The organism is Bradyrhizobium genomosp. III (assembly GCF_000261705.1).
GTDB lineage: Bacteria > Pseudomonadota > Alphaproteobacteria > Rhizobiales > Xanthobacteraceae > Bradyrhizobium > Bradyrhizobium ottawaense.
In genome coordinates, this window is sequence record NZ_AJQF01000074.1 from 19968 (window position 1) to 36173 (window position 16206).

At 63.9% G+C, this 16206-nt stretch carries 13 protein-coding genes and 1 pseudogene; 8 read left to right on the plus strand and 6 right to left on the minus strand.

The genetic code is table 11. The features are described 5' to 3' along the window. Window positions 1-4: 4 nt before the first annotated feature. Entirely contained in the window at window positions 5-802 is a 798-nt protein-coding gene (locus IC66_RS0107260) for an alpha/beta fold hydrolase (RefSeq protein WP_049806472.1), read from the minus strand. A 214-nt stretch (window positions 803-1016) separates the two neighbouring features. Between IC66_RS0107260 and IC66_RS0107265 the strand changes: the two genes are divergently transcribed. The 4 genes from IC66_RS0107265 (at window position 1017) to IC66_RS0107280 (ending at window position 6401) form a co-directional block, all read left to right on the plus strand. Beyond that, complete coding sequence (locus tag IC66_RS0107265; protein ID WP_038947172.1) at window positions 1017-1778, plus strand: SDR family NAD(P)-dependent oxidoreductase; 762 nt, start codon at window positions 1017-1019, stop codon at window positions 1776-1778. A 31-nt stretch (window positions 1779-1809) separates the two neighbouring features. After that, complete coding sequence (locus IC66_RS0107270; protein WP_038947173.1) at window positions 1810-2646, plus strand: enoyl-CoA hydratase family protein; 837 nt, start codon at window positions 1810-1812, stop codon at window positions 2644-2646. A 97-nt stretch (window positions 2647-2743) separates the two neighbouring features. Beyond that, window positions 2744-5095, plus strand: a complete 2352-nt coding sequence (locus tag IC66_RS0107275; protein ID WP_038947174.1) for a bifunctional salicylyl-CoA 5-hydroxylase/oxidoreductase — start codon at window positions 2744-2746, stop codon at window positions 5093-5095. A gap of 55 nt (window positions 5096-5150) precedes the next feature. Next, window positions 5151-6401 (plus strand): flavin-dependent oxidoreductase, encoded by a 1251-nt coding sequence (locus IC66_RS0107280; RefSeq protein ID WP_028142585.1) that lies wholly within the window; start codon window positions 5151-5153, stop codon window positions 6399-6401. A gap of 110 nt (window positions 6402-6511) precedes the next feature. Here the strand turns inward: IC66_RS0107280 and IC66_RS0107285 are convergent, their stop codons facing one another. Further along, on the minus strand, window positions 6512-6967 hold the full coding sequence (locus tag IC66_RS0107285; protein WP_028142584.1) for a cupin domain-containing protein: 456 nt from the start codon (window positions 6965-6967) through the stop codon (window positions 6512-6514). 28 nt (window positions 6968-6995) lie between these two features. Further along, the gene (locus IC66_RS0107290) at window positions 6996-8171 is read right to left on the minus strand and encodes an ABC transporter substrate-binding protein (RefSeq protein WP_028142583.1); all 1176 of its coding nucleotides are present in this window, start codon (window positions 8169-8171) and stop codon (window positions 6996-6998) included. Between the two features lie 251 nt (window positions 8172-8422). Here IC66_RS0107290 and IC66_RS0107295 point away from each other — a divergent pair, with 251 nt between their 5' ends. The 3 genes from IC66_RS0107295 (at window position 8423) to IC66_RS0107305 (ending at window position 11250) form a co-directional block, all read left to right on the plus strand. Next, window positions 8423-8941, plus strand: coding sequence for a MarR family winged helix-turn-helix transcriptional regulator (locus IC66_RS0107295; protein WP_028142582.1), 519 nt, complete (start codon window positions 8423-8425; stop codon window positions 8939-8941). Window positions 8942-9078: 137 nt separating this feature from the next. Beyond that, window positions 9079-10770, plus strand: a complete 1692-nt coding sequence (locus IC66_RS0107300; RefSeq protein ID WP_038947175.1) for a benzoate-CoA ligase family protein — start codon at window positions 9079-9081, stop codon at window positions 10768-10770. A gap of 21 nt (window positions 10771-10791) precedes the next feature. Next, the gene (locus tag IC66_RS0107305) at window positions 10792-11250 is read left to right on the plus strand and encodes a RidA family protein (RefSeq protein ID WP_028142580.1); all 459 of its coding nucleotides are present in this window, start codon (window positions 10792-10794) and stop codon (window positions 11248-11250) included. Window positions 11251-11288: 38 nt separating this feature from the next. Here IC66_RS0107305 and IC66_RS0107310 read toward each other — a convergent pair whose 3' ends face one another. Beyond that, window positions 11289-12017, minus strand: a complete 729-nt coding sequence (locus IC66_RS0107310) for a CBS domain-containing protein (RefSeq protein WP_038947176.1) — start codon at window positions 12015-12017, stop codon at window positions 11289-11291. 207 nt (window positions 12018-12224) lie between these two features. Here IC66_RS0107310 and IC66_RS0107315 point away from each other — a divergent pair. Further along, window positions 12225-14078, plus strand: a pseudogene (locus IC66_RS0107315) (PHA/PHB synthase family protein). Here IC66_RS0107315 and IC66_RS0107320 read toward each other — a convergent pair. Together IC66_RS0107320 and IC66_RS0107325 are read right to left on the minus strand one after the other, a co-directional pair. Continuing rightward, window positions 14075-15046 carry a CHAD domain-containing protein gene (locus IC66_RS0107320; protein WP_038947177.1) on the minus strand — a complete coding sequence of 324 codons (972 nt, stop codon included), beginning with the start codon at window positions 15044-15046 and terminating at the stop codon, window positions 14075-14077. The pseudogene IC66_RS0107315 and the gene IC66_RS0107320 overlap by 4 nt on opposite strands. Before the next feature lie 25 nt (window positions 15047-15071). Further along, window positions 15072-16206, minus strand: a 1135-nt coding sequence (locus tag IC66_RS0107325; RefSeq protein ID WP_038947178.1) for a bifunctional aminoglycoside phosphotransferase/ATP-binding protein, incomplete at its 5' end; no start/stop codon positions are given.

Consider the following 16206-nt stretch of genomic DNA (forward strand, 5'->3'; position numbering starts at 1 on the left):
CACCTTACGCTTTGGTCGCGAGAGAGTTCAGGAACCGGCCGAGGGCCTCGTCAAAGGCCTCGGGGCGCTCGAGGTTGGCGAGATGGCCGACGCCAGCGAGCTCGACATATTCAGCACCAGGGATGTAGTTCGCAGTCTTTGCCATCATCGGCGCGGGCGCATTGTTGTCCTTGGAACCCGACAGCAGCAGCGTTGGGACGGAAATATTCGCAAGCGTGCTGCGCTGGTCGAAGCCGATGAGAGCCAGCATCATGGCACGATAGCTTGCCTCGGGCACGCTCCCCATGCATTCGCGTGCAAGCACGATCCCGTTCGGATCGGGATCGTCCCCGACAAGCTCCTTCACCAGCGAGGGCGCCAGCGACTTCATCGTCTCTCCGCGATCGAGCGGCCCGAGCCGCGCCGCGATGAACGATTTCTGCCAGTCGCCGTCGGCCTTGCCGAAGGCCGGGCTGGTCTGCGCCAGTACGACCGCGCGCGCCAGCTTTGGCGATTGCACCAGCCATTTCTGCACGATCATGCCGCCAATCGAGTGACCGACCAGAATGGGTCTGGTTGCATCGAGTTGCTCAATGAACTGCTGGAGCGCCTCCGCCAGGGTAGCAATGCTGACGCTGGCGAGCGGTGCCGATCTGCCGTAACCCGGCATATCCCATGCGATCGCGCGGAAGCGGCCGCCGAACGTGGCAAGTTGCCGCCGCCAGGCCCGCGCTGCGCCGCCGATGCCATGAAGGAAGATCAGAGGTATCGCATCCGGATCGCCCGCGGCTTCGTAGGCGAAGCGTCCGTCCTTTGTTATCATTGGCGCAGGCTGCGACACGCGACATCCTTTTGCTTGGCCCTTGATGCTAACAGGCCTGTGGGGGATGGGAAGCGATAATTTTATACTTAAAGCAATTTTCGGGCCGCCCTCTCGTGCCCCGACGTTCGCGGCCGCGAGGCGCCGCTTTCGTTGCAAAAATTTGAAGGTTAAAATATATCGGAGGAACGATCATCGGATCCGAGGGAGCCAGCGCATGTCCGGATTGCCGCACTCGCCGCACGCACTGGTGACCGGTGGTGGCCGCGGCATCGGCCGTGCGATCGCGGCGGCCCTCGTCGGCGCCGGCGCCACTGTGACGATAGTCGGTCGGAACTCCGCGGTCCTCGAAGAGGCGGTCAATGCAGGCGCCGCGCATTTTGCGGCCGTCGCCGATGTTTCGGACGAAGCGTCGTTGAAGGCCGCCATTAGCGAGGCCAGCGCGCGAAAGCCGATCGATATCCTGATCGCCAATGCGGGCAGCGCCGAATCCGCACCATTTGCGAAGTCGGACGCCGCTCTTTTTGCGCGCATGATGGACACCAATTTCATGGGCGTCGTCCATGCCATCCACGGCGTGCTGCCGGGCCTGAAGGATCGTCCGTATGGCCGCATCGTCGTGATTGCGTCGACCGCGGGGCTCAAGGGCTATGCCTATGTCAGCGCATACACTGCGGCCAAGCACGCCGCGGTCGGTCTCGTTCGTTCGCTTGCGCTCGAGCTGGCCGGTAGCAATGTGACCGTGAATGCGGTTTGCCCGGGCTTCACCGACACCGACCTCGTAGCCGGCAGCATCGAGAACATCATGACCAAGACGGGACGAAGCCGCGAGCAGGCGATCGCCGAACTCGCCAAGCACAATCCGCAAGGGCGCCTGATCGCGCCTCAAGAGGTGGCGGATTCCGTGCTGTGGCTGTGCGGGCAGGGAGCCAGTGCGATTACCGGGCAGGCAATCGCGGTGGCTGGCGGCGAAATCTAGCGGCGCGGAACGAACACACCAAGGAGATCGCATGAGCAGACCAGCAAATCCCGTCACCATTCCGCTCGCGGACTATTCGCCGCAGCACTTCCTGCTGGCGGTGGTCGACGGCGTCGCGACGGTCACGCTCAACCGGCCCGAACGAAAGAATCCGCTGACGTTCGAAAGCTACCGGGAACTGACCGATTTCTTCCGCGCTTGCGCCTTCGACGACGAGGTCAAATCCATCGTCGTCACCGGCGCGGGCGGCAATTTCTCGTCCGGTGGTGACGTGTTCGAGATCATCGGCCCGCTGGTGAAGATGGACACCAAGGGGCTGACGGCCTTCACGCGGATGACCGGCGACCTCGTCAAGGCGATGCGGGCCTGCCCGCAGCCGATCATAGCCGCGGTCGAGGGAATCTGTGCCGGGGCCGGTGCGATCGTCGCCATGGCATCGGACATGCGCCTCGCGGCAGGCGGGACCAAGGTTGCTTTCCTGTTCAACAAGGTGGGCCTTGCCGGTTGCGACATGGGCGCCTGCGCGATCCTGCCGCGGATCATCGGGCAGTCCCGCGCCTCCGAGCTGCTCTACACCGGCCGTTTCATGACCGCGGACGAGGGCGAGCGCTGGGGCTTCTTCAGCCGCATCGTGACGCCGGAGCAGGTGCTGCCCCAGGCGCAGGTCCTGGCCAAGCAGATCGCGGAAGGGCCGACCTTCGCCAACACCATGACCAAGCGAATGCTGGCGATGGAATGGGCAATGTCGGTGGAGGAGGCGATCGAGGCGGAAGCCGTTGCCCAGGCCCTGTGCATGACCACAGCCGATTTCGAGCGCGCCTTCGAGGCCTTCGCCAACAAGGTCAAGCCGGTATTCAGGGGCGACTAAACGGCGTCTTTGTCCGAGCCGGCCAGCAACGGGGACTTGCGCGAAATTAGTTTAGGCTTAAAATAGTTTCATGGCCGGGTGAATTGGCGAGGCTCCCATGAAAGTCGCGATCATCGGTGGCGGACCTGCGGGTCTCTACGCTGCGATCCTGCTCAAGAAGCAGCGCCCGGGCGCCGACATCACGGTGTATGAGCGCAATCGGGCCGACGACACCTTCGGCTTCGGCGTGGTCTTCTCCGATGCCACGCTGGACAATTTCGAAAAACACGATCTGCCGAGCTACCGCCGCATCACCCAGGAGTTCGCATACTGGGACGACATCGCCGTGCATTTCCGCGGCACGGTCCACCGGGTCGGCGGTAACGGCTTTTGCGGCTGCTCCCGAAGCAAGCTGCTCCTGATCCTTCAGGAACGGGCCCGCGAGCTTGGCGTCGTCCTGCACTTCGAGGTGGACATCGACGACGAAACCCGGTTCGCCGACGCCGATCTCGTCCTGATCGCCGACGGCATCAACAGCCGCTTCCGCGAGAAATACATCGATCATTTCCAGCCGGAGGTTGACCTCCGCTCCAACAAGTTCGCCTGGATGGGCTCGACCAAGCCGCTCGATGCCTTCACCTTCATCTTCCAGGAGACCGAGTGGGGGCCGTTCATCGCCCACGCCTATCAGTATGAGGCCGGACACTCGACCTGGATCTTCGAGACCGATCCCGAGACGTTCGAGCGGGCTGGCCTCACGGGGCTGGACGAGACGCAGTCCGCCGCGCGGATGGCCGAGATTTTTGGCTGGTTCCTCGATGGACACAAGCTGCTCATCAACCGTTCGATGTGGCGCAATTTCCCGATGATCCGCAGCAAGCGCTGGGTCAAGGACAACATGGTGCTGCTCGGCGATGCCAAGGCGAGCGCGCATTTTTCGATCGGCTCCGGCACCAAGCTCGCGATGGAAGACGCGATTGCGCTGGCCGAGGCGATGGAGAAAGCTCCCAGCATCAAGGCGGCGCTTGATGTCTACGAGCAGGGCCGCCGCGAGGAGGTCGAGAAGACGCAGCATGCCGCCGACGTCTCGCTGGTCTGGTTCGAGCATGTCGACCGCTTCTGGGATTTTGATCCCGTGCAGTTTGCCTTCGGCGTGATGACGCGCTCGAAGGCGATCACCTATGACAATCTCAAGCTCCGCGCGCCCGATTTCGTGGCCGAGGTCGAGAAGTCATTTGCCAGACAGGTTCGCGACAGCGGCTTTGACGTCGACACGAAAGAGCCGGCGGTGCCGTTGTTCCAGCCGTTCCGCCTGCGCGAGATGGAGATCGCCAATCGCGCGGTGATGTCGCCGATGTGCATGTACTCGGCCAAGGAGGGCGTGCCGACCGACTTCCACCTCGTGCACTACGGATCGCGTGCGATCGGTGGCGCCGGCCTGATCTTCACGGAGATGACCTGCGTCAGCCGCGACGCCCGGATCACGCCGGGCTGCACTGGCCTGTGGAACGACGAGCAGGAGGCGGCGTGGCGGCGCATCGTGGACTTCGTCCACGGCAATTCGGCCGCAAAGATCTGCCTCCAGTTGGGCCACGCCGGCCGCAAGGGCGCGACCAAGCTGATGTGGGACGGCATGGATCGCCCGCTGGACGAAGGCGGCTGGGACGTGTTCTCCGCATCGCCGCTCCCCTATTTTCCCGACAGTCAGGTGCCGCGCGAGCTCGATCGCGCCGGCATGAACGCGGTGAGGGACGCTTTCGTTGCGTCGGCTGAGCGCGGCGAGCGCTGCGGCTTCGACATGCTGGAGCTGCATTGTGCCCACGGCTATCTGCTCGCCAGCTTCATCTCGCCGCTGACGAACACCAGGACGGACGAATACGGCGGCTCGCTCGAGAACCGTCTGCGCTTCCCGCGCGAGATCTTCGAGGCGCTCCGCGCGGTCTGGCCGTCGCACAAGCCCACGTCGGTACGCATCTCCGCGACTGACTGGGCCGATGGAGGCATCACCGGCGACGACGCGGTGGCGGTTGCGCGCGCTTTCGCCGAAGCCGGCGTCGATCTGGTCGATGTCTCGACCGGGCAGACCGTCCGCGATGCGCAGCCGATCTACGGCCGCATGTTCCAGACGCCGTTCTCGGATCAGGTCCGCAACGAGGCGCGCGTCGCTACGATGTGCGTCGGCAATATCACGACGGCGGACCAGGCCAATACCATCCTGGCCGCCGGAAGGGCCGATCTCGTGGCGCTTGGACGGCCGCATCTGGTCGATCCGTTCTTCACCATGAGGGCGGCGGCCTGGTACGGGGCAAAGGACGCGTTCTGCCCGCCGCAATATCTGCCCGGAATGGATCAGATTTTCCGCAACAGCGTCCGCGACCGGCAGGATCTGGAGGAGCTGCGCATTAAGGCTAAGCCCAAGACCCGGGCCGAGCTCAAGGCGGAGACGACAAAGCCGCTTGCGGCGGAGTAACCGCCCGTGCGACGTTAACCTCATTGCCTGGCATGTTTCGAGTGGAGTAAGGGCGATGAAGGCGATTATCGTCGGTGGCGGTATCGGTGGCCTCACCACGGCGCTGATGCTGCGTTCGCGTGGCATCGGATGCGAGATTTTCGAGCAAGCCGACACCATTCGTGAGCTCGGCGTCGGCATCAATACGCTGCCGCATGCCATGCGCGAGCTCGCCGGACTCGGCCTGCTTCAGAAACTCGACGATGTCGCTGTTCGCACCGACCAGCTCTATTATCTCAACCGCCATGGCCAGGAGGTCTGGCGCGAAGCCCGCGGCATCGACGCCGGTCACGACGTGCCGCAATTCTCGATCCATCGCGGCCGCCTTCAGGGCGTCATCCATCGCGCCGTCGAGGAGCGGCTCGGGCACGAGGCGATCCACACCGGCTGCAGGCTCGGCGCTTTCACGCAGGACGAGGGCGGCGTCACCGCTTACTTTTTCGATCGTGCCGGCGCGCATGTCCACACGGCGCGCGGCGATATCCTGATCGGCGCCGACGGCATTCATTCCCGCGTCCGAGAGACGTTGTTCCCGAACGAGGGACCGCCGTGCTGGAACGGCCTGATGCTGTGGCGCGGTGCGCGCGACTGGCCGCTGTTCCTCACCGGCAAATCGATGATCGTGGCCGGCGGCCTCAATGCCAAGGTGGTGATCTATCCGATCGCGGAGGGATCGAGCCCGGCGAGCCGCCTGACCAACTGGGCCGTGCTGGTGAAGGTGGGCGAGGGCAATGCGCCACCACCGCGGAAGGAAGACTGGTCGCGGCCGGGCCGCCGCGAGGAACTGATGCCGCACGTCGCCCGCTTCTCGGTGCCCTATGTCGACGTGAAGAGCCTGATCTCGGCGACGCCCGAATTCTACGAATATCCGACCTGCGACCGCGATCCCTTGCCCTATTGGTCGTCGGGACGCGTCACGCTACTCGGCGACGCCGCGCACCCCATGTATCCGGTCGGCTCGAATGGCGCCTCGCAGGCGATCCTCGATGCGCGTTGCCTTGCCGACGCGCTGGTGCGCGCCGAGCATCCGCGCCAGGCGCTACTCGAATACGAGAAGAAGCGCCTGCCGATGACGGCGGATATCGTGCGCTCCAATCGCCGGGGCGGCCCCGAGGGCGTCATCGACGCCGTCGAGCAGCTCGCGCCCGACGGCTTCGACAATGTCGACAACGTCCTGAGCTATTCCCAGCGCGAGGCCATCGTGCGCGGCTATGCGACCAAGGCGGGCTTCGCCGCAGTGCCGGGGCTCGCGGCGGTGCGCGCCTAAGACTCGCGGCTAGAGCATGATCCGGAAAAGTGCGAGGCGGTTTTCCGAAAGGATCATGCTCAAACAATAATCTAAAGCGCGATGACGGTTCATCGTGATCTCATCGCGCCTTAGCCGCCGGGAGGCGGCGGCAGGAAGTGGATGTTGAACTCGGCCGCCATCGCCACCACGTCTTCCGGCTTCTGTTCCTTCATGTTGTGGAGGCCCCAGAACAGGTCGAACAGCCTTTTGGTCGGCGACACCCAGAACAGCACTTTTGCGGTCTGCTCCGACTTGTTGAAGATGCCGTGCGGCACGCCCATGCCGAGGCGGATCAGGTCGCCGGCGGTGGCCTGCGACTCCGAATTGCCGAGCATGAAATCGAGCTTGCCCTCCAGCATGTAGAGATATTCATCCTGGTCGGGGTGAATGTGCGGCGGCACGAACGTGCCCGGCGGCAAGGTCGCATGCCAGGAGAAGCTGTGCTCGGTCTTGCTCTTCGGCACGTAGGTTTGACCGAGGATGTTCCAGGAAATACCCTGGATCCCCTCATTGGCGCGCGTGATGCCGGTGATTTCGCTGCTCATTGAAGTCCTCCCGTAACCCGTCGCGGCTTCAGTTCGCCGCCTTACAGTCCTTGGCGTAGCGGTCGCCGTAATTCTCGAAGACCTTCTGCACGATCTCCGTCTGGAACTTGCCGTCCGGACGCTTGGCAACCTTGGTCAGATAGAAATCCTGGATCGGATAGCCGTTGGTGTTGAACTTGAAGGTGCCGCGCAGCGAGGTGAAGTCGGCTTTCTTCAGCGCGGCCTGGACCGCGTCCTTGTTCGACAGATCGCCCTTCACGGCCTTGACCGCGCTGTCGATCAGCATCGCGGCGTCATACGCCTGGAAGGCGTAGGTGCCAGGCACGACGTTATAGGCGGCCTCGTAGGACGCGACGAACTTCTTGTTCGGGGGATTGTCCAGATTGGGCGCCCAGTTGGCGCCGCCAAACATGCCGACAGCGGCGTCCTGCTGTGCCGGCAAGGTCGATTCATCCACCGTAAACGCCGAGAGCACCGGAATGCTGTCAGCAAGGCCCGCCTGCCGGTATTGCTTGACGAGATTGACGCCGAGGCCGCCCGGCATGAACGTGAAGAGGGCATCGGGCTTCTGCGAGGAGATCTTGGAAAGCTCCGGCTGGAAGTCCAGCGTGTTCAGCGGCATGTAGGATTCCTCGACGATCTCGCCCTTGTAGTCGAGCTTGAACCCCGCCACGGAATCCTTGCCGGCCTGATAGTTCGGGACCATCAGGTACATGCGCTTGTAGCCGCGATCCTGCGCGACCTTGCCGAGGATCTCGTGCACCTGATCGTTCTGGTACGAGGTCACATAGAAGAACGGGTTGCAGTCCTTGCCGGCAAAGGTCGACGGGCCCGCGTTGGGGCTGATCAGGAAGGTCTTCGACTCCGTCACGGGCCGGTGGATCGCCTGCAGGATGTTGGAGAAGATCGGGCCGATCACGAAGTCGACCTTGTCGCGTTCGAGCAGACCCTTGACCTTGGTCACCGCCGCGTCCGGCTTCAGTTCGTCATCGACCACCACGACCTCGACGTCACGGCCGCCCATCTTGCTGCCGAGGTCCTTTACGGCGAGCGCAAAGCCGTCGCGAACTTGCTGGCCAAGCGCTGCGGCTGGTCCCGACAGAGTCACGATCACCCCGAGCTTGATCTTCTCCTGGGCGAGGGCAGGGGTCATTGCGGTGCCGACCAGCAGGGCAGTTGCGGCCAAGGTCAATTGCGTCTTCATGATCTGTCCCCCGTGACATCAGGGCTTGCGCTGCAAGCCACGTACTTTAATCCAAGCTTATGCCGATGATGGTGGCCGCGGCAAGGAGCGCTCAAAGTGTCGCCATCCCGCGGCAGCGGCGCATGCAAGCGGCGCGCCAATTATTTGAAGCCTAAAGAAAGTAGCGTGCGGTCGATTGTTGCAGCTTTGGACTTGCGGCCGGCGTCGATTTATTTGAAGCTCAAAATGTTGGGGAATCCGTGCCGGCGCCAATGCCCGCCGAGAGTGAACGCACCGAGATGCTCGATTCCGAGACCAAGGCCGTCGAAACGCCGGAAGACCATGCCGACGAGCTTCGGCTGTGGCTGCGCCTTCTGACCTGCACCACCCTGATCGAGGGCGAGGTTCGCGGCCGGCTGCGGCAGCGGTTCGACGTCACGCTGCCCCGCTTCGATCTGATGGCTCAGCTCGACAAGGCGCCTGACGGCATGACGCTATCCGATGTCTCCAAGCGGATGATGGTATCCAACGGCAATGTCACCGGCCTCGTCGAGCGCCTCGTGGAATCCGGCCATCTCGATCGTCGGACCTCGGAGACGGACCGCCGTGTTCAGGTGATCCGCCTCACGAAACTCGGTCGCGCCGAGTTCCGCAAGATGGCTGCGGAGCACGAGATCTGGATCGCCGATCTCTTCGCCGACCTCTCGCCGAAGGATGTGCGCGAGTTAATGCGGCTGCTCGCCAAGACCAAGGCGTCGGCGCAGAAATCGGCCGCGCGCCGCCGGCCGTAAGAACCGCCGCCCAACCCCTTTTGCCGCAGGAAAAAGCACGGGGCGCCCAAAATCCGCTATTGCGCCGAATTGTTTTAAGCCTAAAATGTTTCCCAGATCGTGCTGCCGGGTGCAATCCATGCTGAAAGGAGCGTGCGATGGCCAACGCCGCCAAGATTCAAGTGTCGGGCTCGCATGACGGCAACGCTGCGACGGCCCATGTCGATACGTTTGCGCGGCAGCATCTGCCGCCACGCGAGCTCTGGCCCGAGTTCATCTTCACACGGCCGGAGCTGCGCTATCCGCCACGATTGAACTGCGTCAGTTATTTCCTCGATCGCTGGGTCGAGCAGGGACATGGCGAGGCGCCCTGCGTCATCAGTCCCGCCGTCAGTTACACCTATCGCGAGCTGCAAGCGCTGGTGAACCGCATCGCCAACGTGCTGGTCGGCAAGCTTGGTCTCGTTCCCGGCGGACGCGTGCTGCTACGCTCCGCCAACAATCCGATGATGGTCGCGACCTATCTCGCGGTCATCAAGGCCGGCGGCATTGTCGTGGCCACGATGCCGCTCTTGCGCGCCAAGGAGCTGTCATATCCGATCCAGAAGGCGGAGATCACGCTGGCGCTGTGCGACGGAAAGCTCGCCGAGGAAATGGAGAAGGCGAAAGCTGCGGCGCCGAATCTCAAGCGAGTCGTTTATTGGGGCAATGGCGCGACGGACTCGCTCGAAGCGCTCAGCGCGGACGCGAGTCCGGAGTTCAAGGCCATCGATACCGCCTCCGACGACGTCTGTCTGATCGCCTTTACGTCCGGCACGACAGGCGATCCCAAGGGCACCATGCATTTCCACCGCGACATGCTCGCGGTCTGCGACGGCTATGCGCGCAACATCCTGCGAGCCGAACAGAAGGATCGCTTCGTCGGCTCGGCGCCGCTCGCGTTCACCTTCGGCTTCGGCGGTGTGCTGTTTCCGATGCATATCGGCGCCTCTTTCGTGGTGCTGGAGAAGACGACGCCGGACGATATCCTGACGGCGATCGAGCAATACAAGACCACGGTCTGCTTCACGGCGCCGACCGCTTACCGGGCGATGATCGGCAAGCTGGCTGGCCGCGACATCTCCTCGCTTCGCAAATGTGTTTCCGCGGGCGAGACGCTGCCCAAGCCGACCTTCGACGCCTGGCTCAAGGCGACGGGGATCAAGCTGATGGACGGCATCGGCTCGACTGAATTGCTGCACATCTTCATCAGCGCGACCGAGGACGAAATCCGTCCCGGCGCAACGGGCAAGCCCGTGCCGGGCTATGAGGCCAAGATCGTCGACGATGACGGCCATGATTTGCCGCCGGGCACGATGGGGAACCTCGCGGTGCGCGGGCCGACCGGATGCCGCTATCTCGCCGACGAGCGGCAGCGCAAATACGTCAGGAACGGCTGGAACATCACCGGCGACACCTACCTGATGGATAATGACGGCTATTTCTGGTACCAGTCGCGCTCCGACGACATGATTGTGTCGGCCGGCTACAATATCGCGGGCACGGATGTCGAGGCGGCGCTGCTCACGCATCCGGCGGTCGCCGAGTGCGGCGTGGTCGGCGCCTCCGACGAGGCGCGCGGCATGATCGTGAAGGCCTATGTCGTCGCGACGCCCGGCGTGACGCCGGACGCTCAGCTCGTGACCGAGTTGCAGGAACATGTCAAACGCGAGATCGCGCCGTACAAATATCCGCGTGCCATCGAATTCGTAACGCAACTACCCAAGACCGAGACCGGAAAATTGAAGCGCTTTGCCTTGCGGCAACTGGCGCAGGCCGCGGCAACGTCCTCAGGCGTCGCGGCGGAATGAGAGAGGGATGAAGAATTGTCTGTGACGACGCCGAAAGGCCCGCAACTCGCGGTGCTGCCGACAGCAGCCGAGGATGACGCCCGTTCGCGGGTGCAGGTGCTCCAGCCGTCGGGGTGGCCGATGCCGAAGGGCTATGCCAATGGCATGGCCGCTGAGGGCCTCATCGTCGTCACCGGCGGGGTGATCGGCTGGGATGCCGAAGAGCGTCTTGCCGACGGCTTTGTCGCGCAGGTGGGGCAGACCTTGAGCAACATCGCCGCGATCCTGGCTGAGGCAGGCGCGAGGCCCGAGCACCTCGTGCGGCTGACTTGGTACGTCGTCGACATGGACGAGTACCTGTCCAACCTGAAGGAGCTCGGTAAGATCTACCGTGCCATCTTCGGCGCAAATTACCCGGCGATGGCGCTGGTGCAGGTGGTGCGCCTCGTGGAGAAGGCGGCGCGCGTCGAGATCGAGGCCACCGCCGTCATTCCGCGCTGAATCGCGTCTGGTTCAGCTCGCCTTGTCAGCTTGCCTTGTCAGCTTGCCTTGGCGAGCTCGTCGTCCTCGGGCGAGTTCAGATAGACGCCCGACATGGTGTCGACCCAACACAGATGGTCGTGCACCTTCTTCACGCCGTCGACGTTCTCCGCTGCGACGATCGCGGCCTGCCGCGTGCGCTCTTCGGTGATGACGCCGCTGAGGTGGACGATGCCGTCGCGGACGATGACGTTCAGCCCGAACGGGCACCAGTCGTTCTTCTCCATGATGTCGATGATGCGGTTGCGAATGTGGTCGTCATCCGCCGTCGGATCACGCACTTCACGAGCGAGCCCCGCCACCGCCTGCAGCAGATTAGCGCGGGATACGATCCCGACGACCTTGTCGCCGCGCACCACCGGAAGCCGCTTCACGTTGTTCCGCTCCATCAGGTCGACGATCTCTGCGAGCGCCGTGTCCTCCGTGATGGTTACGGGCGAGTCGGTCATCACCTCCGCAACCTTGCGGCCGTGCTCGTGGACGAAGTCGCTGGCAGACTTGCCCGGCCCCAGGATGAACCGCAGCCAGCGTCCGCGCTTGCGCCCGGTGCCGATTTCGCTGCGGCGGATGAAATCCCCTTCCGAGACGACGCCGACCAGCTTGCCGGTATCGTCGACCACGGTGAGACCGCTGACGTGCCGCTTCAGCATGATATTTGCCGCCTCGACGATGCTTGTGTCGGGGGTAACCGAGATGACCGACCGGGTCATGATCTGGTGGGCGCGCATGGACAACTCCGCTTGTCGAATTTCGATGCGCGAAAACTAGCTCGGGTGTCAGGGTGCGGTTTGACTCAGGTCAATCGGACGAAGCCCGTCCGTCCTGATTAAGCAATCGTGATCCGCGCCCCGGATTTGATGCAGCTCAACGCCTCTGCGAAGCCTCGCCATATCCTGCCGCCGACGTCAAACAGCAGCCCTCGGGAACATTGAGCCATGAGCGTCGTGCAGATCTTTCCACGGGCCGAAGAGCCGGCGGTCCAGGCTCTCCCCATCAGTCCAGCCGCTGGTCCCGAAGCCGCGACGGTGAGCCCCCAGATGGGTGCCGGGATGCCGGCTGCCGCCGAGCCTCCGCCTGTATCGGAGCCATATCCTCTCGATCGCGCGTTTCACGCGATGCTTGCGCGGTTTACGGGCGGGATTTCGCCACTGGCCTTGTCGCTGGCGTGGCTCGACTGGAGTTCGCATCTCGCTGCGGCGCCGCAGCGCCAGATGGAGATTTCCCGCAACGTCCTGCGTGACGCCGGCCGGTTGGCGGAAGCCGCCGCGCACGCGGCGTCACCGGGCCAAAAGCCGTGGTCCGTGATCCAACCGCAGGGGCGGGATCGCCGCTTTAGTGGACCGCAATGGGAGACCGCGCCGTTCAATCTGCTGGCGCAGGCATTCCTGCTCGGAGAGCGCTGGTGGCACGATGCCACGACCGGCGTGCGCGGCGTGTCGCACGCAAATGAAGCCATCGTCGAATTCTCGATGCGCCAGATGCTCGACATGCTGGCGCCGTCGAATTTCGCGGCGACCAATCCGAAGGTGCTGGAAAAGGCGTTCCAGAGTGGCGGGGAAAACTTCGTCTTCGGCTGACAAAACTGGTGCAGCGACCTGATGCGCCTGCTCTCCGCCTCAAAATTGGCGGGCAGTGAGCAGTTTGTGGTCGGCAAATCGGTGGCGGCTTCGCCCGGCAAGGTCGTCTACCGTAACGAGCTGATCGAGCTGATCCAGTACCAACCGACCACGGCGCAGGTGCGACCAGAGCCGATCCTGATCGTGCCGGCCTGGATCATGAAGTACTACATCCTCGATCTCTCGCCGCAGAACTCGCTGGTCAAATATCTGACCGGTCAGGGCTTCACGGTGTTCGCGATCTCCTGGCGCAACCCGGATGCGACAGATCGGGATCTCGCCTTCGACGACTATCGCAAGCTGGGGGTCATGGCGGCGCTGGACATGATCGGCCGGATCATGCCGGGTCGGAGGACCCATGCGCTCGGCTATTGTCTGGGAGGGACATTGCTGTCGATCGCTGCCGCTGCGATGGAGCGCGACGGTGATAACCGCTTTGGCACCGTTACTCTCCTTGCGGCCCAGACCGACTTCACCGAGGCCGGGGAGCTGACGCTCTTCATCAACGAGAGCCAGGTCGCCTTTCTCGAAGACATGATGTGGCAGCGCGGCTATCTCGATACGACCCAGATGGCCGGCGCCTTCCAGCTGCTGCGCTCCAACGAACTGATCTGGTCGCGTCTGTCACACGACTATCTGATGGGCGAGGGCGCGCCGCTGAACGACCTGATGGCGTGGAACGCGGACGCAACGCGGCTGCCCTATCGCATGCATTCGGAATATCTGCGAAAGCTGTTCCTCGACAACGATCTGGCCGGGGGGCGCTATCGCGTCGGCGGCAGGAACGTTTCGCTGTCCGATATTCACGCCCCGATGTTCGTGGTCGGCACGCTGGCCGATCACGTCGCGCCGTGGCGATCCGTCTACAAGATCCACTATCAGGTCGATGCCGACGTGACGTTCCTGTTGACCAGTGGTGGCCACAATGCCGGCGTCGTCGCGCCTCCCGACGAGCCCGGCCACAGCTATCAAGTGCTGAGCAAGGCCGAGGACGCGCCCTATGTCGGTGCGGACGAGTGGCTGAAGCTGGCTCCGCGCATTGAAGGGTCGTGGTGGCCGGAATGGACCAAATGGCTGGCGGCGCGCTCCGGCGCGCCCTGCGATCCGCCGCCGATCGGGCTTGGAGACGCTCCCGGCCTGCCCGATGCGCCGGGGGACTACGTCCACACTTAAACCTCCGGCTCGGAACTCGGTGCGAGATCCGAGGAGCGGAAGGGCTTCGTCTTGTCCAGTTTGCGGTAAGCCGTTGACGCCGTCCGCAACAGCTTCTTTTCACGCTTGCGGTTGCGGAATCGATTGCTGGCTTCGAGGCCGGCGCCGTTCAACGACGCGGCCAGCGCATGTCCCCGCGCATCATCGTTCAACCGTCCGAGCGACCGTTGCGCCTTGCGCAATTTCTTGAGGATCGATTTCTGTTTGGTCAGCGATTCCTCGGCGAACAGGTCCTGGAGCGACTCGATCGAATAGGTCAGCCGCTTGTTGAGAATCCGCAGCTTGTGTCGTTTCTCGACGTCGAGCTTGCGGAGTTTTCGCGCCTTCTTGAGCAGCGTCGTCTCCCACTCGGTCAGCCGCTCCGTTGCGTGTTCGGCGAGCGTGCAGCGGCGCAATCGCATGGCTTCCTTGCTGCGCCGGGTTGACCAGGGGCCGCTCTCGATCCAGATCGAGGTCTGCTCGACAAGGCGGCGATACCGCGCGGATTGCAGCGCGCGAGCCAGCAGGCGGTGGCTCTCGGTGCGCTTTTCGTCCCAATGCTGAAGCTCGGCGACCACCGCAAGCTCTTTGGCACTCTCCGCGACGATCCGCTCGATCGCCACGTCGAGATCCCGCACCATGCCGAGCTGGCCGTTCAGCCATTTCAGTTCGGCCCAGACGTTCGGGCGCAGGGCGTCGTCGACCATCGGCGAGAAGAAGCGGATGGCAGTTCGCAGATGGGTCAACGCGATCCGGATCTGATGTAGCGCGTCGGGATCGCCGCGGCAGGTGCCGTCATGCTGGGCGAGCACGGCATCGAGATGACGGCGCGCGATGATGCGGAACGCCGTATCGCAGGCCATGCCGGGGCTGAGGCGGCCGGGCAGGGCATTGCGCTGCGCCGCCGGCGTGGCGCGAACGGCCGTCGAGGTCTTGGTGGGTCGCGCCATCTTTGCCCGCGCCAATCAGATTGCCCTATTTGCCTTCAGCGATCGCGTCCCGACAGTTCTGGAGCGTCTGCTCTTGTGTCCCGGATGCATCGATGGTCGCCCAGCCGACGTGACCGATATTATAGTGCTCTTGCTGCGCAGCAACCTCCTGCGTGGCGTCGGATGCGTCTCCCCGGCGGCTTCCGATCCGCATCTGCCGGGTCGCGAGGTCCGCAACCAGGAACAGGCCGTTCAGCGGCACATTGCGCTCTCGCGCCAATGCGGCGATCGCGTCCCGTTCGTCCTCGCGGGCGAATACGCCGTCGATGATCGCCGAATGGCCCTGCGCCAACACCCGCCGGGCGTGCTGAGCCAGCGTGCCGTAGACGCGGGCCGCGTGCTCTGGCGTGTAGGCGGACGGCGGCAGGCGGTGCGTGTCCTCGACCCCGAACATCTGCTTGCGAACGAGGTCGCTGCGCAGCACGACGGCTCCCGGGGGCGGCGCGACGACGGGCGCGAGCGCATTCGCCAGGACGGTCTTGCCGGTGCCTGACAGGCCGCCGATCGCAACCAGGCGCGGAGCAGGGGGATGGATCAGCGTCCTGGCGAGGTCAAAATAATGCTGTGCCTGGTCAAGGATGCTGGGGTCATCGGAATGCGGCGGCTTCAGCCGTGCCAGGGCCACCTGGGCGCGGATCGCCGCCCGGATGGACATCAACAGCGGCAGGGCCGAGAGCGCGTCGAGATTGTCGGCCGGCGTTGCGGCGAGATAGCGGTTCAGGACGATGTTGGCGGCGCGGGGCTGATCGTGGTGCAACAGGTCCATCATCGTGAATGCGAGATCGTAGAGCACGTCGACGGTTGCCATCTGCGCATCGAACTCGATGGCATCGAACAGCACGGGCCGGTCGTCGAGCAGGACGATGTTTGCGAGATGCAGATCGCCATGGCAGCGGCGTACGAAGCCCATCCGGCCGCGCTCCGCGAGCAGCGGACGAACACGCAGGAATGCCTCGTGGGAGGCTTTGCCCAGCTTTTCGATGTCTTCCGCGATGAAATGGCCGCCGGCCCGCAGACCGTGACTGTTGCCGTCGATCAGGGCGGGGATGGAGGCGACCCATGCTTCGCCGTCCGCGCGTGTCGCCGCGCCGTGGGAAGCCACGATCGCGTCGGCGGCAGGC